This is a genomic window from Roseateles sp. So40a (assembly GCF_048081605.1).
Taxonomy (GTDB): domain Bacteria; phylum Pseudomonadota; class Gammaproteobacteria; order Burkholderiales; family Burkholderiaceae_C; genus Roseateles.
Genome location: NZ_CP182288.1, coordinates 197,317 through 217,234, shown reverse-complemented (window position 1 = coordinate 217,234; position 19,918 = coordinate 197,317). Strand labels below are relative to the sequence as shown.

23 protein-coding genes are annotated in these 19,918 nt (G+C 68.6%); 12 read left to right on the top strand and 11 right to left on the bottom strand.

Features of this window, described 5'->3' with window-relative positions; all coding sequences use genetic code 11:
• Window positions 1-32: 32 nt before the first annotated feature.
• The 10 genes from gspI (at window position 33) to ACNI65_RS00925 (ending at window position 10,310) form a co-directional block, all read left to right on the top strand.
• Window positions 33-407, top strand: coding sequence for a type II secretion system minor pseudopilin GspI (gene gspI / locus ACNI65_RS00970; RefSeq protein ID WP_416760690.1), 375 nt, complete (start codon window positions 33-35; stop codon window positions 405-407).
• Window positions 407-1,087 carry a prepilin-type N-terminal cleavage/methylation domain-containing protein gene (locus ACNI65_RS00965; protein ID WP_416760689.1) on the top strand — a complete coding sequence of 227 codons (681 nt, stop codon included), beginning with the start codon at window positions 407-409 and terminating at the stop codon, window positions 1,085-1,087. The genes gspI and ACNI65_RS00965 overlap by 1 nt, the downstream gene beginning before the upstream one ends.
• The gene (gspK, locus tag ACNI65_RS00960) at window positions 1,084-2,097 is read left to right on the top strand and encodes a type II secretion system minor pseudopilin GspK (protein WP_416760688.1); all 1,014 of its coding nucleotides are present in this window, start codon (window positions 1,084-1,086) and stop codon (window positions 2,095-2,097) included. The genes ACNI65_RS00965 and gspK overlap by 4 nt, the downstream gene beginning before the upstream one ends.
• Before the next feature lie 158 nt (window positions 2,098-2,255).
• Entirely contained in the window at window positions 2,256-3,479 is a 1,224-nt protein-coding gene (gene gspL, locus ACNI65_RS00955; protein ID WP_416760687.1) for a type II secretion system protein GspL, read from the top strand.
• A complete protein-coding gene (gene gspM, locus ACNI65_RS00950) occupies window positions 3,476-3,973 on the top strand; it encodes a type II secretion system protein GspM (protein WP_416760686.1) in 498 nt (165 codons plus the stop codon). Before gspL ends, gspM begins: the two co-directional genes overlap by 4 nt.
• A gap of 3 nt (window positions 3,974-3,976) precedes the next feature.
• Window positions 3,977-4,834 carry a type II secretion system protein N gene (gene gspN, locus ACNI65_RS00945; RefSeq protein WP_416760685.1) on the top strand — a complete coding sequence of 286 codons (858 nt, stop codon included), beginning with the start codon at window positions 3,977-3,979 and terminating at the stop codon, window positions 4,832-4,834.
• A 2-nt stretch (window positions 4,835-4,836) separates the two neighbouring features.
• The gene (gene gspD / locus ACNI65_RS00940; RefSeq protein ID WP_416760684.1) at window positions 4,837-7,128 is read left to right on the top strand and encodes a type II secretion system secretin GspD; all 2,292 of its coding nucleotides are present in this window, start codon (window positions 4,837-4,839) and stop codon (window positions 7,126-7,128) included.
• 17 nt (window positions 7,129-7,145) lie between these two features.
• Window positions 7,146-8,579: a type II secretion system ATPase GspE gene (gene gspE, locus ACNI65_RS00935; RefSeq protein ID WP_416760683.1), complete on the top strand. Its 1,434-nt coding sequence runs from the start codon at window positions 7,146-7,148 to the stop codon at window positions 8,577-8,579.
• Between the two features lie 56 nt (window positions 8,580-8,635).
• A complete protein-coding gene (gene gspF / locus ACNI65_RS00930) occupies window positions 8,636-9,847 on the top strand; it encodes a type II secretion system inner membrane protein GspF (protein WP_416760682.1) in 1,212 nt (403 codons plus the stop codon).
• A 64-nt stretch (window positions 9,848-9,911) separates the two neighbouring features.
• The gene (locus ACNI65_RS00925) at window positions 9,912-10,310 is read left to right on the top strand and encodes a hypothetical protein (protein WP_416760681.1); all 399 of its coding nucleotides are present in this window, start codon (window positions 9,912-9,914) and stop codon (window positions 10,308-10,310) included.
• Between the two features lie 136 nt (window positions 10,311-10,446).
• Here ACNI65_RS00925 and ACNI65_RS00920 read toward each other — a convergent pair whose 3' ends face one another.
• The 11 genes from ACNI65_RS00920 to ACNI65_RS00870 all read right to left on the bottom strand — a co-directional run bounded on the left by ACNI65_RS00920 (window position 10,447) and on the right by ACNI65_RS00870 (window position 15,196).
• A complete protein-coding gene (locus ACNI65_RS00920) occupies window positions 10,447-10,827 on the bottom strand; it encodes a hypothetical protein (protein WP_416760680.1) in 381 nt (126 codons plus the stop codon).
• Window positions 10,828-10,853: 26 nt separating this feature from the next.
• On the bottom strand, window positions 10,854-11,267 hold the full coding sequence (locus ACNI65_RS00915) for a hypothetical protein (RefSeq protein ID WP_416760679.1): 414 nt from the start codon (window positions 11,265-11,267) through the stop codon (window positions 10,854-10,856).
• 41 nt (window positions 11,268-11,308) lie between these two features.
• Window positions 11,309-11,977, bottom strand: a complete 669-nt coding sequence (locus ACNI65_RS00910) for a hypothetical protein (RefSeq protein WP_416760678.1) — start codon at window positions 11,975-11,977, stop codon at window positions 11,309-11,311.
• Between the two features lie 23 nt (window positions 11,978-12,000).
• Complete coding sequence (locus ACNI65_RS00905) at window positions 12,001-12,312, bottom strand: hypothetical protein (RefSeq protein WP_416760677.1); 312 nt, start codon at window positions 12,310-12,312, stop codon at window positions 12,001-12,003.
• A 2-nt stretch (window positions 12,313-12,314) separates the two neighbouring features.
• Window positions 12,315-12,758 (bottom strand): hypothetical protein, encoded by a 444-nt coding sequence (locus ACNI65_RS00900; protein ID WP_416760676.1) that lies wholly within the window; start codon window positions 12,756-12,758, stop codon window positions 12,315-12,317.
• A 19-nt stretch (window positions 12,759-12,777) separates the two neighbouring features.
• Window positions 12,778-13,269 carry a tetratricopeptide repeat protein gene (locus tag ACNI65_RS00895; protein WP_416760675.1) on the bottom strand — a complete coding sequence of 164 codons (492 nt, stop codon included), beginning with the start codon at window positions 13,267-13,269 and terminating at the stop codon, window positions 12,778-12,780.
• A 23-nt stretch (window positions 13,270-13,292) separates the two neighbouring features.
• Complete coding sequence (locus ACNI65_RS00890) at window positions 13,293-13,691, bottom strand: hypothetical protein (RefSeq protein ID WP_416760674.1); 399 nt, start codon at window positions 13,689-13,691, stop codon at window positions 13,293-13,295.
• Window positions 13,692-13,802: 111 nt separating this feature from the next.
• Window positions 13,803-14,144: a hypothetical protein gene (locus ACNI65_RS00885; protein WP_416760673.1), complete on the bottom strand. Its 342-nt coding sequence runs from the start codon at window positions 14,142-14,144 to the stop codon at window positions 13,803-13,805.
• A gap of 29 nt (window positions 14,145-14,173) precedes the next feature.
• Window positions 14,174-14,560 (bottom strand): hypothetical protein, encoded by a 387-nt coding sequence (locus ACNI65_RS00880; RefSeq protein ID WP_416760672.1) that lies wholly within the window; start codon window positions 14,558-14,560, stop codon window positions 14,174-14,176.
• A gap of 28 nt (window positions 14,561-14,588) precedes the next feature.
• The gene (locus tag ACNI65_RS00875) at window positions 14,589-14,927 is read right to left on the bottom strand and encodes a hypothetical protein (RefSeq protein ID WP_416760671.1); all 339 of its coding nucleotides are present in this window, start codon (window positions 14,925-14,927) and stop codon (window positions 14,589-14,591) included.
• Between the two features lie 11 nt (window positions 14,928-14,938).
• Window positions 14,939-15,196: a hypothetical protein gene (locus ACNI65_RS00870; RefSeq protein ID WP_416760670.1), complete on the bottom strand. Its 258-nt coding sequence runs from the start codon at window positions 15,194-15,196 to the stop codon at window positions 14,939-14,941.
• Between the two features lie 202 nt (window positions 15,197-15,398).
• Between ACNI65_RS00870 and ACNI65_RS00865 the strand changes: the two genes are divergently transcribed.
• Window positions 15,399-16,298, top strand: coding sequence for a 5'-nucleotidase (locus ACNI65_RS00865; protein ID WP_416760669.1), 900 nt, complete (start codon window positions 15,399-15,401; stop codon window positions 16,296-16,298).
• 108 nt (window positions 16,299-16,406) lie between these two features.
• Window positions 16,407-19,892, top strand: coding sequence for a S41 family peptidase (locus ACNI65_RS00860; RefSeq protein ID WP_416760668.1), 3,486 nt, complete (start codon window positions 16,407-16,409; stop codon window positions 19,890-19,892).
• The last annotated feature ends 26 nt before the right edge of the window (window positions 19,893-19,918 follow it).

The window sequence follows — 19,918 nt, the reverse complement described above, 5'->3', positions numbered from 1 at the left end:
CACGGCACTCGACACGATTCACCACACGATGCATGACGCCGCGCCTGCAGGCGCGCGACGGCGGCTTCACGCTGGTGGAGGTGCTGGTGGCGCTGACCATCGTCGCGCTGTGCCTCGCCGCCGGTCTGCGCGCGGCCGGCGCGATGACCTCCAACGCCGACCGGCTCGGGGTCAACGCGCTGGCGCAGTGGTGCGCCGAGAACCAGCTCACCGAGATGCGCCTGACCAAGGTCTTCCCCGGCACCGGCGACAACAGCTTCAGCTGCACGCAGCTGGGCCGCGCGTTCACCGGCAAGCTGGCCGTGCGCAACACGCCGAACCCCAATTTCAGACGCGTCGAGGCCCAGGTCTTCGACGACCGCGAGCGCCCGCTGCTGACCATCACCACGATCGTGGGGCGCTACTGATGCGGCGCGCGGCCCTTCCCTCCCGGCGCGCGGCGCGCGGGTTCACGCTGATCGAGGTCGTCGTCGCGCTGGTCGTGATGGCGGTGATGTCGGTGATGGCGTGGCGCGCGGTGTCGGCGCTGAGCACCAGCCGTGAGCGCAACGAGGCCGCGATGGAACGCGCCGAGACGCTGCAGACGCTGATGCGTCAATGGGAGCTGGACCTGCGCGAGGTGCAGGACAGCGCGGTGCTGCCCGCGGCGCTGTCCTTCGACGGCAACGCGCTGCGGCTCACGCGCCGGCGCGAGTCGGGCCTGCAGCTCGTGATGTGGCAGCTGCGCGATGGCCGGCTCAGCCGCTGGGAATCGGGCCCGGTGACGCAGCGCGACGCGCTGCAGGACGCATGGTTCCGCAGCCAGCAGCTCAGCGCGGAGGAGCTGCGCGCGATGCCCGGCCTGGAGGGCGTCACCGGCTGGCAGATGTTCTTCTTCCGCGGCAACAGCTGGAGCAACGCGCAGTCCAGCGGCGATGTCGTGGACTCGTCGGACGCCGCGGCCTCGAGCCCCGGTCAGACCACCGGCAGCGCCAAGCAACGCATCGCGGTGCCCTCGGGCGTGCGCATGCAGCTGCAGTTCGGCGAGGGCAGCGGGTACTCCGGCGAGCTCGTGCGCGAGGTCGCCGTGGAGGCCCCAACCTCATGAGCGCGATCCGGCATCCGGCTTTCCGCCCTACCCGCTCCCCACGCGCTCGCAGCGTCGGCGCCGCGCTGCTGACCGCGCTGCTGATCGTGGTGCTGGTCACCACGCTGGCCGCGGCGATGCTGTGGCGCCAGGCGCGCAGCATCCAGATCGAGGCCGCCGACCGCGGCCGTGCCCAGGCCGACTGGGTGCTGCAGGGCGCGCTGGACTGGGCGCGGCTGATCCTGCGCGAGGACAAGCGCAACAACAGCAAGGACAACGTCGATCACCTCGGCGAGGTCTGGGCCGTGCCGCTGGCCGAGGCGCGGCTGTCGAGCTTCCTGTCCGCGGACGAGAACAACTCGGCCGACGCCGGGCCCGACGCCTTCCTGTCGGGCCGCATCGAGGACGCGCAATCGCGCTTCAACCTGCGCAACCTGATCAACTACAAGGCCGAGGACCTGCGCACCGCGGCGCGCCTGTTCCAGGCCGCCGGGCTGAGCGGGTCGCTGGCCGAGCAGCTGCGCGACAAGCTCAACTACGCCGCCGTGCCGGCCAGCGCGCCGCAGGGCGAGGTGCCGCTGCTGCCCACGCGGCTGGACCAGCTGCGCTGGCTGGGCATCAACGATGAGCAGATCGCGCGGCTGTCCACGCTGGTGGTGATCCTGCCGGTGGCCACACCGGTGAACGTGAACACCGCGCCGCGCGAGGTCCTCGCCGCGCTGTACGACGGCATGGACACCGGCAGCGCCGATCGCATCGTGCGCGCGCGCCAGACCAAGCCCTTCCGCACGATCGACGAACTCAAGGCCTACCTGCCGCAGGGCGTGGAGGCCACCATCGAACGCGGCGCCTTCACGAGCGACTACTTCTTCGTCGAGGGCCAGTTGCGCATGGACGACCGCGTGCTGGCGCAGCGCTCGCTGGTGCAGCGCAAGGCGCTGGAGATGATCGTGCTGGATCGGCAGCGCCTGCAGAAGCAGGCGGTTATCCCCGGCACGGCGGGCTACGGCGGCGATGGGGCCACGCGTTGACCCTCGACACCCACGCGATCACCGCGCGGGTGACGACAATGACACGACTGGAAACAAGAGGGACGGGATGCACGGACTTGTAAAGGCGCGACTACGGGCTTCTTCGGGGGCGCGCGGCGCCGTTCCGTCATGCAAGCGCTCCTAGAATCCGCGATCTCATGAGTACCTTGCTCATCCTGTTGCCGGCGACTCCGCCCCAGAGCGGCCCCGCGCACGAATACGAATACTGGTTCAGCCACGACGCGCAGGCGCCGGCGCATGCGCGCGGGCATGGCCAGCGCGGCACGCTGGCGGCGATGCCGCGCGCGGACCGCGTGATGGCGCTGATCGGCGACGGCCAGATCAGCTGGTTGCCCGCGCAGTTGCCCAAGGTCAAGGGCGCCAAGCTGCGTGGCGCCGTCGTCGGCGTGATGGAGGATCAGCTGCTCGAGGATCCCGACCGGCTGCACTTCGCCGTGCTGGACAGTCCCGACGCGGAAGGCCGCACGCACTGGGTCGCGGTGATGTCGCGCGAACCGCTGCGCGCGCACCTGCAGGCCATCGAGGCCGCCGGGCTGCTGGTCGAGTCGCTGCTGCCGCTGTCGTGGCCGCAGGCGGTCTCGGGCGAGACCGACCAGGGCCATGTCGACACCGGTCCGGACGACCGCGCGCGGCTGCGCGTGGCGCGCGCCGATGGCGTGGCGACCTTCCCGCTGGACAGCACCGGGCTGCGCGGCTGGCTGGGCGAGGACTGGTGGGCGAACGCCCCGGTCACGGCCAGCCCCGGCGCCGCCGCGGAGGCCGAGCAATGGCTGGGCCGCACGGTGCGCGTGATCAACGACACCGACCGGGCCTGGGCCGCGCGCCAGGCGCCGGTCAACCTGCTGCAGTTCGACCTGACGCCGCGTCAGCGCGGCTGGCAGCGCATCCATCAGGCGTGGCAGACGCTGCAGACGCCGGCCTGGCGCCCGTTCCGCTGGGGCGTGGTGGGGCTGGTCGTGGTGCAGGTGATCGGCCTGAACGCGATGGCCTGGCAGCAGAACCGCGCGATCGACGCGCGCAAGGCCGAGCAGGAGGCGCTGCTGCGTCAGAGCTTCCCGCAGGTCCGCGTGATCCGCGATGCCCGCGCGCAGATGGTGCGCGAGACCGAGGCGCTGCGCGGTGGCGCGGGCCAGGTCGGTCCGGGTGACCTGGAGGACCTGCTGACCGCGGTGGCGCGCGCGCTGCCGCCGGACCAGCCGCCGCTGTCGGGCCTGCGCTTCGAGCAGGGCCGGCTGCTGGTCTCGGGCCTCGCGGCGCCGCAGCGCGACCAATTGCGCCAGCGCCTGGGCCAGGATCCCGCGCTGCGCGTCGCCGAGGACGGCGAGGCGCTTCAACTCAGCCTGCGACCGGACAACCGATGAACAGCTTCACGACGATGCGCCGGGACCTCGAGGCCCGCTGGCTGGCCGCGGCGCCGCGCGAGCGCCTGATCGCGCGCGTGACCGCCGCCTTCATCGGCCTGCTGCTGCTGTGGCTGATCGCGCTGGCGCCGGCCTGGGGCACGCTGCGCAAGGCGCCGGGCGAGATCGACCGGCTGGACCGCGAGCTCCAGCAGATGCGCGCGATGGCGCAGCAGACGCAGGCCTTGCGCCAGGCGGTGCCGGTGTCGGCCGAGCAGTCGGTGAGCGCGCTGCGCGCGGCCACCGCCCGGCTGGGCCCGGCCGCCGAATTGACGATCGCCGGCACGCAGGCGCAGTTGCGGCTGCGCGGGGTGCCGGGCTCGGCGCTGGCGATGTGGATCGGCGAGGCGCGCCAGGGCGCGCGCGCGCGTCCGCAAGAGGCCGAGCTGCAATCGGGTCCGCAGGGCTACAGCGGGCGCATGACGCTGCTGCTGCCCGCCGCGGCGGGGAACTGAGCGATGGTCCGCCGCGCGCGTACCGTCCTGGCGACCTCCTCCGCGAGCGCCACCGCCACGACCGGCTTCGTCCGGTCCTTCCGCTGGGCCGAGCTCGGCGCGGTGCTGGGCCTGGTGACGGCGGTCGTCGTCTGGGCGCCGGCCGCGTGGGTGGCGTCCGCGGTGGCGAACATGTCCAACCAGCGTCTGATCCTGGCCGACACACGCGGCAGCATCTGGAATGGCAGCGCGCGTGTGATCCTGAGCCCCGGCGCGGGCAGCCGCGACGCGAGCGAGCTGCCGCAGCGCCTGGGCTGGACGCTGCGTCCGACCTGGATCGACGGCGGCCTGGGCGTGCGCCTGACGCTGGACCAGGCCTGCTGCATCAAGCCGGCCGCGCCGGTGACGGCGAGCTTCGGCATGGACCGCCTGACAGTGCGACTGCCCGACGCCTCGCCCGATCAGCCGTGGATCCGCTGGCCCGCGGGCTGGTTGAGCGGCCTGGGCACGCCGTGGAACACGCTGGCGCCGGACGGCTTGCTGGCGGTGAGCGCGCAGGGCTTCGTCTTCGAGGGCCGTGGCAAGACGGTGACGGTCACGGGCCTGGCGCAGCTGGAGCTGCGTGACTTCTCGTCGCGGCTGGCGCAGGTGGCGCCGCTGGGCAGCTATCGGATGGCGCTGATCGGCGGCGGCAAGGAGCCGCAGCTGGTGCTGTCGACGATGCAGGGTCCCTTGCAATTGAGCGGCCAGGGCAACCTGGGCGCGCGGCCGCAGTTCCGGGGCGAGGCATCGCCGGCGCCGGGCAGCGAGGCCGCACTGGCCAATTTGTTGAACATCATCGGGCGGCGCGACGGTGCGCGCTCGATCATCTCGGTGGGATGAGCATGAACAAGCACACGACGCGTCCGACGGCGCTGGCCCTGGCGATCAGCCTGATCGCGGGCAGCCTGCCGCTGCAGGCCGGCGCGCAGAACAATCAGCCCCGCCGACAACCGGCCGTGCGCGCGAGCACGCCGGTCACGCTGAACTTCGTCAACACCGACATCGAGGCGGTGTCGCGCGCGATGTCCGCGGCGCTGGGCAAGCCCATCCTCGTCGACCCGCGGGTCAAGGGCACGATGACGCTGACCGCCGAGCAGCCGGTGCCGGTGCAGGAGGCGTATCTCAGCTACCTGGCCGCGCTGCGCGGCATGGGCTTCGCGATGGTCGAGACGGGCGGCCTGCTCAAGCTGGTGCCCGAGGCGGAAGCCAAGCTGCAGACCGGCGCGGTGACGATCGCCGGCGAGACGCGCGCGCGCGGCGACCAGGTCGTGACGCAGATCTTCAAGCTCAACCACGAGAACGCCAACAACCTGGTGGCGGTGCTGCGTCCGCTGATCACGCCCAACAACACGATCAACGCCAACCCGGGCAACAACAGCCTGGTGATCACCGATTACGCCGACAACCTGCAGCGCATCAGCCGCATCGTGTCGGCGCTGGATCAGCCCTCCAACACCGACATCGAGGTGATCCCGCTGCGCAACGCGGTGGCCTCGGACATCGTGCAGCTGGTGCAGCGCCTGTCCGAGGGCGGCTCGGGCACGCCGGGCGTGGTGACCGCGCAGGGCGGTGCGGCGGGCGGCAGCGGCAGCGTGATGGCCGATCCGCGCAGCAACGCGCTGATCGTGCGCGCGTCCAACCCGGCCAAGCTGATGCAGCTGCGCGCGATGATCGCCAAGCTCGATCAACCGAGCAGCGACACCGGCGGCAGCATCCGCGTGATCTACCTGAAGAACGCCGACGCGGTGCGCCTGGCCACGGTGCTGCGCGCGGCGTACACCAGCAACGCCGGCCCTGGCGCGGGCGGCAGCGGCAACAGCAGCTCGGGCGGCACCGGCAACTTCGCCAGCGCGCAGACGGGCAGCGCGGGCACCAGCGGCGGCTTCGCGGGCAACAGCAATTCGTTCGGCAGCGGCTCGTCGAGCTCCAGCGGCAGCAGCGGCTCCAGCAGCGGCGGCGCGTCGACGCAGGTCAGCCAGACCGCGCAGGTCAACACCGGCGGTTTCGTGCAGGCCGATCCGGCGACGAACTCGCTGATCATCACGGCGCCCGAGCCGATGTACCGCCAGATCCGCGCGGTGGTCGAGCAGCTCGACACGCGTCGCGCGCAGGTCTATGTCGAGGCGCTGATCGTGAAGGTCGACGCCAGCAAGCTCGGCGAGTTCGGCGTGCAGTTCACGCAGCTGTTCGGCAACAAGGGCGATTCCACGGTGTCGGGCTTCGGCACCAACTTCGGCACCGGCTACAGCAACATCCTGAACCTGAGCGGCGCGATCGCCGGCGGCAAGACGACCGCGGCGACGGCGCTGGCCTCGGGCGACATCCCGGCGGGTCTGAACCTGGGCTTCCTGAAGAAGGTCGGCGACTTCTACACGCTGGGCGCGGTGGCCAGCGCGCTGGGCTCGATCAGCGGCACGAACGTGCTGTCCACGCCGTCGCTGGTCGTGCAGGACAACGAGGAGGCCGACCTGCTGATCGGCTCCAACGTGCCGGTGATCACTGGCAACTCGACGACGACCTCGGGCACGACGACGAGCCCGTTCCAGACCTTTGACCGCCGCGACGTCGGTCTGCGGCTGAAGGTCCGCACGACGGTCGGTGAGAACGGCACGGTGCGGATGAAGGTCTATCAGGAGAACTCGAGCGTGGTGTCGTCGGCGAACTCGTCGACGCAGGGCCCGACCTTCGACAAGAGCGCCGTGGAGACGAGCGTGACGCTGGAGGACGGCCAGGTGCTGGTGCTCGGCGGGATGATGAAGGACGAGTACACCGACGGCGAGGACAAGGTGCCGGGCCTGGGGGACATCCCGCTGCTGGGCAACCTGTTCAAGAGCCAGAGCCGCAAGCGGGTGAAGTCCAACCTGATGATCTTCCTGCGCCCGGTGGTGCTGCGCACGCCGGAGAGCGGCAACGCGATCACCTCGGACCGGTACGACGCGATCCGCGCGTATCAGCAGGAGGTGCAGCCGAAGTCCACGCTGGTGCTGCCGGACACGGGCGCGCCGCTGCTGCCGGAGAAGCCGGCGTCGGCGCCGGGCACGCGCAATCCGAGCCAGCTGCCGCTGCCGGTGTATCCGGCGTCGTCGCCGGTGCCGGGTCCGGCCTCCCCGGCCAGCGCGCCGCAGGGCCGCTGAGCGCGAGAGGGACGATCATGGGCAGCCGTCATCCCCTTCCCTACGCCGTCGCCAGGTCGCAGCAGCTGCTGCTGGAGGACGACGGTCAGCAGCGCACGCTGTGGGCCTCGCCGGCGCTGTCGCTGCCGGTGCTGTCGGAGCTGCAGCGCGTGTACGCGCCCACGCGGATCGAATGCCTGAGCGTGGCCGAGCTGTCGCAGCGCATCCAGGCCGCCTATGCGGGCGGCGAGGACAGCGCGGCGCTGGTGGTCGGCGAGGTCGAGAGCGCCGTGGACCTGTCGCGCCTGATGCAGGACCTGCCGGCGGTCGAGGACCTGCTGGAAGCGGCCGATGACGCGCCGATCATCCGCATGCTCAACGCGCTGCTGACGCAGGCCGCCAACAACGGCGCGAGCGACATCCACATCGAGCCCTACGAGCGCGAGAGCTCGGTGCGCTTCCGCGTGGACGGCACGCTGCGCGAGGTGGTGCGGCCGAATCGGGCGCTGCATGCGGCGCTGATCTCGCGGCTGAAGATCATGGCGGAACTGGACATCGCCGAGAAGCGGCTGCCGCAGGACGGCCGGATCTCGCTGCGCATCGGCGGCCGCGCGATCGACGTGCGGGTGAGCACGCTGCCGTCGGCGCACGGCGAGCGCGCGGTGCTGCGTCTGCTGGACAAGTCGGAATCGCGCTTCACGCTGTCGGCGCTGGGCATGGACGGCGAGCGGCTGGAGCGATTCCAGCGCCTGGCGCAGCAGCCGCACGGCATCGTGCTGGTGACGGGGCCGACGGGTTCGGGCAAGACGACGACGCTGTACGCGGCGCTGCAGACGGTGGACACGTCGACGACGAACGTGCTGACCGTCGAGGATCCGATCGAATACGAGCTGCCGGGCATCGGGCAGACGCAGGTGAACGCGCGGATCGACCTGACCTTCGCGAAGGCGTTGCGGGCGATCCTGCGGCAGGACCCGGACGTGATCATGATCGGCGAGATCCGCGATTACGAGACGGCGCAGATCGCGATCCAGGCGTCGCTGACGGGTCACCTGGTGCTGGCGACGCTGCACACGAACGACGCGGTGAGCGCGGTGACGCGTCTGACGGACATGGGCGTGGAGCCCTTCCTGCTGAGCTCGTCGCTGCTGGGCGTGCTGGCGCAGCGGCTGGTGCGCAAGCTGTGCCCGGTGTGCAAGTCGGAGGAACCGCTGCCCGATGGGCACAAGCGGTATCACCCGGTGGGCTGCCCGGCGTGCTCGAGCACCGGCTACAAGGGCCGCACGGGGGTGTACGAGCTGATGGTGTGCGACGACACGATCCGCGGCCTGATCCACAACCAGGCGGCGGAGTCGGAGCTGCTCGCGGCGGCGCGCGCGAACGGGTTGCGCTCGATGCGCGAGGACGGCGACCGGCTGGTGGCCTCGGGCGTGACGTCCGAAGAGGAAGTGCTGCGGGTGACGCGCGAGTGATCGCGGCGACCTCGCAGACACGCACGCACAAGCAGTAGACGACAAGGTTCCGAGCGATGCCCGCCTTCAAGTACGACGCCCTCGACGCGTCCGGCAAAGCCCAGCAGGGGCTGCTGGAGGCGGACTCCGCGAAAGCCGCGCGCACGCAGTTGCGGGCGCAGGGGCTGGTGCCGATGGAGGTGAAGCCGGTGGCCGCGCCTGCGGGCAAGCAGTCGCGCTTCGCGCGGCGCGCGTTCAAGCCGGCGACGCTGACGGTGTGGACGCGACAGCTGGCGGGTCTGGTGTCGGCGGGTCTGCCGCTGGAGCGCTCGCTGGCCGCGTTGGCCGATGAGGCCGAGGATCCGAAGCAGCGCGAGCTGATGTCGCAGCTGAAGGCGGAGGTCAACGCGGGCTCGTCGTTCGCGCGGGCGCTGGCGACGGCGCCGCGCGAGTTCGACGAGGTGTACCGCGCGGTGGTGGCCGCGGGCGAGCAGAGCGGCGCGCTGGGGCCGGTGCTGGAGAGCCTGGCGGACGACCTGGAGGAGCAGCAGCGGCTGCGGGCGGAGCTGTTCGGCGCGCTGGCGTATCCGGTGATCGTCTGCATCATCGCGGTGCTGGCGGTGGGGTTCCTGCTGACGTACGTGGTGCCGCAGATCGCGGCGGTGTTCACGCAGACGCGGCAGACGCTGCCCTTGCTGACGCGGATCATGATGGGGCTGTCGGACGTGCTCCGGCAGTGGGGCCTGGTGATCATCGTGCTGGGGGTGGGCGCATTCTTCGGCGCGCGTCAGGTCCTCAAGCGCGAGGGGCCTCGGCAGCGTTTTGACGCGGCGTGGCTGAACCTGCCGCTGCTGGGCCGGCTCTCGCGCGGCTATAACGCGGCGCGGTTCTCGGGGACGCTGGCGATGCTGGCGGGCGCGGGAGTGCCGATCCTGAAGGCGCTGCAGGCGGCGGCGGAGACGCTGTCGAACCGGGCAATGCGCGCGGATGCGCTGGATGCGCTGGCGCAGGTGCGCGAGGGCGCGCCGCTGGGCGCGGCGCTGGCGGGCAAGAAGCGCTTCCCGGGGCTGCTGTCGATGTTCGCGCGACTGGGCGAGCAGACGGGTCAGTTGCCCGACATGCTGCAGCGGGCCGCGCGTCAGCTGGGCAACGAGGTCAAGCGCCGCGCGATGACGCTGGCGACCTTGCTGGAGCCGCTGTTGATCGTGGCGATGGGCGGCGTGGTCATGCTGATCGTGCTGTCGGTGCTGCTGCCGATCATTGATATGAACAAGTTGGCGGCGCAGTAAGGCGGCCGCGAGCACCGGGTCATCACGAGGGAGAAGCGGGATGAGCGGAAGTCGGATGAAGCGAATGGGCCTCGCGGTCGTGGCGATCGCCGCGGTGGCGATGAGCGCTCAAGCGTCGCCGCAGGCGGCGGGATTGGAGCTGTCGGCGCTTTTCGTCGAGCGCTTCCCGGACCTGGGCAAGCTCAACGGCTTTGGCGCCATCCCCTTCGCCGAAGTGACGGGCGGTGTGGCCGAGCGCGTATCGGCGAGCAGGAAGATCACGCTGGTCGTCTATCCGACCGAGGGCCGCGCGGCGATCGCGAACAACTACCTGATCTACACGGTGCCTTGCGACGCCGATGCTTCGCGGAGCTGCCATTACCTTGGCGTGATGACGCAGTTCGGCATGCCGATTCAGCGCATGTATGGGCCGCTGGATCTGGAGGCGAAACCGGCGATGGAGTTGAAGCTGTCGGGCGTTTGAGCGCTCGGTCGCTCCTGCCCCCCGCCCGCATAGCAGGAATGCTCGGTCGCTCCTGGCCCCCTCGCCCGCGAAGCGGGAGAGGGCGGGGGGTGAGGGCTGGTCGCCTGTGCGAGGCTCCTACTCAATCAGCCAATGATCAGCCACCGGATTGCGTAATCCGGTCCTGACTCGGCGTACCGCTCTTCTCGTGGGTCATGCCATGCAGCACATGCATCAGCCTCAACTGGCTGCAACCTGGCGTTGCGATGCCGCCGTCCGGGCGCAATGGCGAGACCTCGAAGCCTTCTTCGACGTCGTCGTAATACATCGCACCGTTCGGCAGCGTCGCCACAACGAAGACTTCCTCGACGCCACAGCCTCGTTCAATGGGAACTCGTCTTAGAGGCTCGCAGCAGGTGGCAAATACCCGCTTCATTTCAGGCGTGCACTCGCTCAACTGCTCCTTGATGAGGTCCTCCAACTCCTTGTTGGATATGGGACGCCACCGCGCCGAGTCATTGGTATCCCGCTGATCCATGTCTTCCTTCCTCAAGCATCTTGCTGCTAGTCAGCCATGTACGCCTCGATCACCTTGCCGCCATCGACTTGCCAGAAGCTTCCGCAGGGGTTGTTGCTGGCGCGGCAGTGTCCGACCGCCTGATCACCCACGCTCGGTGGTCCGTTCGGGCTGAAGCACTTCTCCTTGCCTGCGCAGAACTTCTCGAAGTCGATATAGCAACCGCCTTTGCAGTCGGCGGTATTGGCACACGGCTTCCCGGCGTCCGGGAAGGCGACGACGCAAGCCGGCCTCATTTGAATGCAGACAGGCAGCATCCGTCCGCCTGCCGCGACGCATTGCTCCGGCGGCAGCGACAGCGAGTGCCTGGCTGCTGCCGCATGATCGACATGGCTGTCGCCGGCCAATCCGACAGTGGCGACGAGCCCTCCCAGCAAGGCTGTAGCCAGCGAGCGCGCCACGCCAGATCGAAGACGGCTGACCACCCTTCTTGGATTCGATCTCACGAAAATTCCCGGGAGAGCGCGGAGACTCCCCCGCTGTCGAGACGAGGCGGGACATCCAACCCGAATAGCTCCTTGAGATTCAGCACCTTTGCCTCATCCGCGAATTGCCGCATCGTCCCCGCCGCATGCTGCGCCAGGAGTTGGGAGCACATCTGCGCTTGGTACGCCATGTGCGGATTCGTGGGTGGAATCTCCTCTGCCGCGATCTCGATGCATTTCAATCCTCGAGCCTGGTCTCCCTCGAGATAGAACATCACGCCTGCGGTCATCCGGATCCATGGCCGACGGAATGCGCCCTGGATGCGATGCTCAACGAAGAGCTGAGGCCAATCTCCGGCACCGGTGCCGTGAACCTCACACCACCGCTTCACATCGGGCTGCGAGAGGACGTTCTCGACGAGACCTTCCTGCGCGAGATCCACGGATCCCTGCAACCGATCGAGCCGATCCGAGAACGTCAGGTTGACGTTGGGATGAGGCACGCAGAGTGGGAGACAGAGCTTCCACAGATAGGCCTGGTTCTTCACAGACGTGTGCTCCAGCAGGAAGCCGAAGAGCAGGTCGCCCTGGATGGGGAAAACCACCGTGTTGCGCTTGGCGACACGCGCTCCCGGCAAGCGCTGAGCCAGCGCGCGCACGAATTCCTTGTGTTGACTCTTGGCCATTCATCCCCTCCCCGAGGCTCTCGCTAATCGACCCGAACGCTCGGGTCGAAATGCGCAAGCATCCGATAGTCATCCCATCCGTGATCGCCTTCAGCCACGACGACCCAGCGCTGCTGAAGCTTCGCGAAACTCGCGGCATCACCTCTCAAATCAACGAGGAGCGCGGTCCATACAGGATCGATGTCTTCGGTCGCGATCTCGAAGTTGATCCATTGCGCTTGTTCATCGGATTGCTCCGCGAAAGCAGGAAACACGCGCTCAAGCGCTTCACGCAAGAACGCAGCAACGCGCTCATTCGCATCGTCGTGTCGCATCTGCAGTTGGACGATCAACATGCTCAGTCTTCCTGTTGGTTGATCGACCATCGCAAAGCGTAGTCAGGGCCCGAATCGGCGAAGCGCTCGACTCGATCGAATCGCACCAACGCCAACGCGGCGCGCCGCGCGCCCTCCGGCGGGGGCAAGTAGCGGTTGTGCAAGCTGGTGTCCAGGTAATCCCAACGCGCGTCGATGCCGCCTCGTCCAGGGTGCGTCGACGTGTCGACTTCCCTAGCGTCGTACCTTCTATGCCACGCGACGAAGATGCGCCAGCGCTCTTGCTCCAACAGGAGCTCCTCGGGCGAGATCGGCCAGATGAGAAAGTCCGTCGCGTAGTCATCGTCCGCTTCGACCCAGCGACGCGCGAATCGATGCGGGACGCCAGCCACATCCGCAACACCGGTCAATGGCCCGTCATGCCAATCGTTCTCGACGTAGACGTGTTCAGGGGGGCCGAAGTTCATCACAGCGGTTTGCTCATCGTCAGTCGCGTGCCAGCAGCACCTCAAGGCGTCCGGAGAACTGCTCGTTGTCTGGCGAAGCCGCGACAGCGCGTTGGCAGTACTCGAACGCGAGGGCCGCTTCTCCTTGATAGGAATAGATCATGCTGAGATTGAAGAACGTGTCGGCATCAGGGCCCTTCATGTCGAGGTACCTTAAGTAGTCCGCCTTCGCTTCTTCAAGCATGTCGAGGTGCTCGAAGACGATGGCGCGACGCCACGTGGTGACGGGCGACATCGGCTTCATCGCAATGGCGACCGAGTAATCCTCCGCCGCACCTTGGAAGTTCCGCTGCTTCTCGCGCGCATAGCCTCTCCTCGCGAATGCATAGGGCAAGCTGGGGTTGCGATCGATGATGGATGCGTAGATGCCCTCCGCTTGCCCGTAATCACCGGAACTTTCGAAGGACTCGGCTTCGGCGAGCACCCCTTCAAACGCTTCACCATAGCCATGGTCGATGGTCGACTTGTTCATGAGCTCACATCCGCCCGAGGAGCTCATACCGGACCTCGCACATCGAGTTCGAGTTGATCCGCGACCTCTCGGATGCGTGCCAACAGCGCATCCTGGTCGGGCCCTACAGGCAGATGGATCCAGGCCACGCAGGCGCCGTTGAGGTACTCGAGAAACTGGCATGCGGCGCGCTCGTCCGCAATGTCCGGCACAAGGCCCTGTTGCTCGCAGAACGAGTTGAATTCGGCCAGGCGCTCTGGTGCTTTCTCCAGAAGCCTCGCCAAGGTGACCACATCAGATTCATCCGGGATGTTGCTGGTCCCGATGAAGACATCCCGAGGAATACCGCAGGCCCACACGTCGGCCTGGATCTCCTTGCCGTGATCGCGGGACACCACACGTCCCGGCCTCAGCCACGCTTCGTACTCGGTGACAAAGTTCATCGATTCACCTGTGAGCGCAGGCGAGCGATGACATCGCGCAGGAGATGCGCCGTTCGATCATCCACGCGATGAATGCTCGCTGTGGTTGAAGAGTCAAGCGCATGGCGTTCATCACAGCTTGGACGATTCGGCGACCCACCCCACGACCGCCGCGATCAACACGAGGGTGGCAGTCGCCCAGTATGTGAAGCGGATCTCCTTGCCGACCACTCGTGCCCGATGCGCGAGTTCGTCGTCGAGCGAGGGCAATCCGACGCCCGACCGGAGCTGCTTGAAGAGCTTCTCCTCGAAGACGCTCAAGCCCTCGGCTCCTGGCTCGTCGAGCTCTCGCTCTCTCCCGAGGTGGAATGCGATGTCCCGGCTGAGACGTCTGAACCGCACCATCGTCCAGCCATTGATGGCGAAGGCCAGCACGGTCACGAGCAGGAACACGCCTTTGGGTGAGATCAGCATCGGTGCTTCTTTTCCATCGTCTGATGCGCTCAGATGAACGCATGGCCTCGCCAGATGGCGAGATGCACCAGCCCGATCCACACGATGCCTGCGGCCAAGCGCCACATCCAGCGAACCATCGTCGCCCGTGATGCGGTCGCGTGGACGACCAGACCGAGCGGGGCGTAAACCGATGCGTTGGCCACCAGGATGCTCGACACCTCCAGGATCTGTTTGAACAGGGGCGCCGGAGCTTCACTCACGAAGTACCAGCCGAGCACCCAAGACGGTGTCAGCGCGCCGCTGAGAAGCATCAACCAGTCGGCCCATCCGGCGCCATGCGCGAGGGTGTCCACGCCCCAGACAAGCAGCAACGCCGCGACTGCGACGAGCAGCCCTGTCATCGCAGACCAAACCGTGGCGCGCATCTGGCTCATGGGTTCAGGGCCTTCTTCATCTCGAGTCCTACAGCAGCGAGAACCACCACACAACCGCCTCGATCATCACAAGCGCCGCCAGCGCCGCAGTCACCCGGAAGGTGATTCGGATCTGCCTACCCATCGCTTGCGCGCGACGCGCGAGCTCGCCGTCGAGCACAGGCAAGCCGACGCCCGATTTCATTTGCTGGCGGAGGTTTTCCTCGAACGGGCTCAACCCCTCGTCGCCGGGATCGTCGAGCTGTCGCTCCCGACCCAGATGGATCGCGATGTCGCGACTCAAACGCTTGAATCGAAAGCTCGTCCAGGTGTTGATCGCAATGGCCAGAAAGGCAATGAGCAGTGTCGTGAGGGGTGACGTTGACATGGCACCCGCATTCAGCTCTTGAACGCCGCGCTGAGCTCGATTCCGAAAGCCTCATGGGTCGCCTGGATACGACCCATGGCCTCGGACACGTCGAACGACTGACCCTCGATGGTCGACAGCGCGAAGTTGTGAAGTGCGTATGCAATGGCTGCGGCTGCGCGAACCTCAGGATCCCCCGAGGCCTGAGACCCGACGTAGCCGCTCAATAGCAACCGGATCTCATAGACCGCCTTCGCAAGCAGCTTGGCTTGTTCCGATATCTCATTCATCTTCTGTTCTCACTCCCCAGCGCCGGATGCTAAAGGCCCGGCGCAACTCTTCCTTGCGAGGAATCCCGCGAGACCCCTCCGCCCTGCCACCTCCCCCAGCCCTCACCCCTCCCTCTCCCGCTTCGCGGGCGAGGGTGTCCGACCGAGCCTGTCGCGGGCTCCCGCGCCTATCCGCCAGCTCGCGCGCCTATCATCCCCACCCATGCCCGCCTCACTCGACGGCCGCCTGGTGGTGGCCCTTTCCTCCCGCGCGCTCTTCGACTTCGAAGAGGAGAACCAGCTCTTCGAGAACAGCGACGACCGCGCCTACATGCGGCTCCAGCAGCAGCGCCTGGACGAGCCCGCCAAGCCCGGCACCGCCTTCTCCCTCGCGCGCAAGCTCCTCGCCTTCAACACCCCCGGCCAGACCCCGCGCGTCGAGGTCGTCGTCCTCTCCCGCAACGACCCCATCTCCGGCATGCGCGTCTTCCGCTCCGCGCAGCATTACGGCCTCACCATCGAGCGCGGCGTCTTCACCCGCGGCCACTCCCCCTGGCGCTATCTCAAACCGCTCAAGGCCCAGCTCTTCCTCTCCACCAACGAGGACGATGTGCGATCCGCGCTCGTCGCGGGCGTGGCCGCGGCCCGTGTTTTCCCGCAGTCCGCCCGCGCCTCCGCCGCCTATCCCGACGAGCTCCGCATCGCCTTCGACGGCGACGCCGTCCTCTTCTCCGACGAGGCCGAGCAGATCTACCAGCGCGACGGCCTCGACGCCTTCCAGGAACACGAGATCGCCCGCAAGCTGACTCCCCTGCCCGCAGGCCCGTTCAAGCAGGTCCTCCATGAGCTCCAGCGCCTGCAGGACGCGCCCGCCGTGCCGATGCGCCTGCGCACCGCTCTCGTCACCGCCCGCTCCGCCCCCGCCCACGAACGCGCCATCCGCACCCTCATGGACTGGGACGTCGAGGTCGACGAGGCAATGTTCCTCGGCGGACTCCCCAAGGGCGAGTTCCTCCGCGAGTTCGAACCCGACTTCTTCTTCGACGACCAGCACGGCCACATCCAGAACGCCGTCCCCCACGTGCCCGCCGGTCACGTGGCCATGGGGGTGACGAACCGCTGACGTCTCCCGCGGCGCCAGAATCCCCGCCGCATGACTTCCGGCAGCCGTATCGCCGGTCCTCTTTCTCCACCCGCTCCGGTCCCGGACTCCCCACAAGGAAGACCCGCAATGCGCATCTCGTTCCGCCGCCTGGCCATCGCCACGGCCTGCTCGATGGCCACCCTCGCCATCGCCGCCGAGGCCTCCTCCAGCGTCTCGACCTCGGTCGCCATCTCCGGTGCCGCCGGTACCGCCGACGCTGCCGCCCGCACCGCCGCCGCCAAGCCCGCCGCCGTCGACCCCTCGCTGGGCTTCTACCGCCTGCCCGCGCTGCGCGGTGACCGCGTCGTCTTCGTCGCCGAGGGCGATCTCTGGTCGACCTCGCTCGCCGGCGGCGCCGCCCAACGCCTGACCACCCACGGCGGCACCGAGACCTTCCCCGCCGTCTCGCCCGACGGCCGCTGGATCGCCTTCACCGGCCAGCAGGAAGGCGCCAGCGACGTCTACGTCATGCCCGCCGCCGGCGGCGTGCCCCGCCGCCTGACCTGGGACACCGGCGCCGTGCGCGTCTGGGGCATCACCGCCCGCAACGAGATCCTCTACAGCGGCAACACCGAGCGCGGCGAACCCGGCACCCAGCTCCACCTCGTCGACATCGCCACCGGCACGCACCGCGCGCTGCCCGTCGGCCAGGCCAGCGATGGCGCGCTCAGCGCCGATGGCAAGACCCTCTACTTCACCCGCAACGGCCTGCGCGGCGACAACGCCCGCCAGTACCGCGGCGGCGCCCTCGCCCGGCTCTGGGTGATGGACCTCGCGGGCACCGCCGAGGCCAAGCCCCTCGTCGCCGAAGGCGCCAACGACCGCCGCCCGATGCCCTACACCGACGCATCCGGCTCGGCCCGCGTCGCCTTCCTCTCCGACCGCGACGGCACCTTCAACGTCTGGTCCGTGAAGGCCGACGGCTCCGACCTGCGCCAGCACACCCGCCTCAAGGGTTGGGACGTGCGCCACGCCAGCATGGATGGTGCTGGCGGCACGCAAGCGGTCCTGGCCATCGGCGCCGACCTCTATCGCCTGGACCTCGCCGCCAACGCGCCCGAGCAGAAGCTCACCATCGCGCTGGGCGGTGACTTCGACCAGCAGCGCAAGCGCTGGATCAGCCGCCCGCAGGACTTCCTGACCGGCGTCTCGCTGTCGCCCAACGGCGAGCAGGTCGTGCTGACCGCCCGCGGCCGCCTCGCCACGCAGGGCGTGGGCCCGCTGCGCCGCGCCGAGCTGCCCGTTCCCGCCGCGCTCGGCGACGCCGGCCGCTGCCGCGACGCCGCCTTCAGCGCCGACAGCCGCGACGTCTTCGCGCTGTGCGACTACAGCGGCGAGATCGAGATCTGGCGCTTCGCCGCCAACGGGTCCGGTCAGCCCAAGCAGATCACCGAGGGCGCCACCGCGATGCGGCGCTCGCTGGTGCCTTCGCCCGATGGCCGCTGGATCGCGCACACGGACAAGGAAGGCAAGCTCTACCTCACCGATCTGAAGAATCCCAGCCGCGCCGCCGCCACCCGCGAGGTCGACCACGATCCCTCCGGCGACGGCGCCTCGGCCATCACCTGGTCCTCCGACGGCAAGTCGCTCGCGTTCACGCGCTCGACCAGCAACCCGTATCGCGAGCAACTGATGCTGCTGACCGTCGCCGACGGCAAGGTCCACCAGCTCGGCAGCGACCGCTACGCCGCCACCGCGCCCGCCTTCAGCCCCGATGGCCAGTGGCTGTACTTCCTCTCGCGCCGCACCTTCAACGTGACCGGCAACCCCGGCCCCTGGGGCGACCGCAACATGGGCCCGTTCTTCGACAAGGGATGGAAGGTCTACGCGCTGGCGCTGCAGCCGGGTCTGCGTTTCCCGTTCGCGCAACCCGACGAGCTGCAAGGCCTGAAGGCCAAGGAAGAGGCCGAGGTCCGCGAGCAGGAGAAGGACAAGCCCGACAACAAGGAATCGAAGCAGAAGGTCGATCAGGCCAAGGCCGCCGCGGTCAAGGAAGAGAAGCCCGCCGCCAAGGGAAAACCGGACATCCAGATCCCGGGGCTGTCGCTGCGCCTGTACGAGGTGCCCATCGCCGCGGCCAACTACAACGGCCTGGCTGTCGACTCCAAACGCCTGTACCTGCATGAGGCCGGCACGCTGCGCCAGCTGCCGATCGGCCCGGGCGAGACCAAGGTCGAGACCTTCGCCGAGCAGGTCGCCGGCTTCGACCTCAGCGCCGACGGCAAGAAGCTCATGATCCGCCGCCCGGCCGCCCCCGGCGCCGCGCCCGACATCCTGATCGTCGACGCCGGCCCGCGCATCCCGGGCGACCTCGACAAGGCCCGCGTGCGCTGGACCGACTGGCAGATCGCCGTCGATCCCAAGGCCGAATGGCGTCAGATGTTCAGCGACGCCTGGCGCATGCAGCGCGATTTCTTCTACGACAAGGACATGCACGGCGTGGACTGGAACGCCATGCGCGCCAAGTACGCCCCGCTGGTCGAGCGCGTCACCGAGCGCAATGAACTCGCCGAGGTGATGGCGCAGATGGTCGGCGAGCTGAGCCTGCTGCACAGCCAGGTCGCACCGGGCGACATCCGCAAGGGCGTCGAGGAACCGGGCTTCGCCGGCCTGGGCGCGCAGCTCGAGCGCGACGCCAAGGGCTGGAAGGTCACCCGCATCTTCAGCGGCGATCCGGAACTGCCGTCCGAGGCCGGCCCGCTGGCCGCACCGGGACTCAACATCCCGGTGGGCGCCGTCATCACGCAGATCAACGGCCGCGACGCCGCCCAGGCGCCCGACCCCAGCGAGCTGATGCGCGGTCAGGCCGGCAAGCAGGTGCTGCTGCAGGTGCGCGAGCCCTCGGGCAAGGAACGCCCCGTCGTCGTCACCCCGGTCGACCTGCGCCGCGAAGGCCAGCTGCGCGTCAACGACTGGCGCTACGGCCGCGCGAAGATCGTCGACACCGCCAGCAGCGGCAAGATCGGCTACCTGCACCTGCGCGCGATGACCCGCGACGACATCGGCGACTTCGTCCGCGAGTTCTACGCGCAGAGCGAGCGCGAGGGCCTGATCATCGACGTCCGCCACAACAACGGCGGCAACATCGACAGCTGGATCCTGCAGACGCTGCTGCGCCGCGCCTGGGCCTTCTGGCAACCGCGCTCGCCGCATGGCTCCAAGGCCTATCCGAACATGCAGCAGGTGTTCCGCGGCAAGGTCGTCGTGCTGGCCAACGAGGAAACCTACTCCGACGGCGAGACCTTCTCCGAAGGCTTCAAGCGCCTGGGCCTGGGTCCGGTCATCGGCGTGACGACCTCCGGCGCCGGCGTGTGGCTGTCCGACCAGAACCGGCTGATGGACAACGGCCTGATGCGCGCCGCCGAGAACGGCCAGATCACCGTCGACGGCCAGTTCCTCGTCGAGGGCAAGGGCGTGACACCCGACATCACCGTGGACAACCCGCCGCGCGCCACCGCCAACGGCCAGGACGCGCAGCTGGACGCGGCGATCTCCTGGCTCAAGGACGCGATCGCCAAGGATCCGATCAAGGCGCCCAAGCCCGGTCCGTACCTGCGGCCCATCAAGCAGTAAGCCAAGTCTTCGGACCAATGAAAACG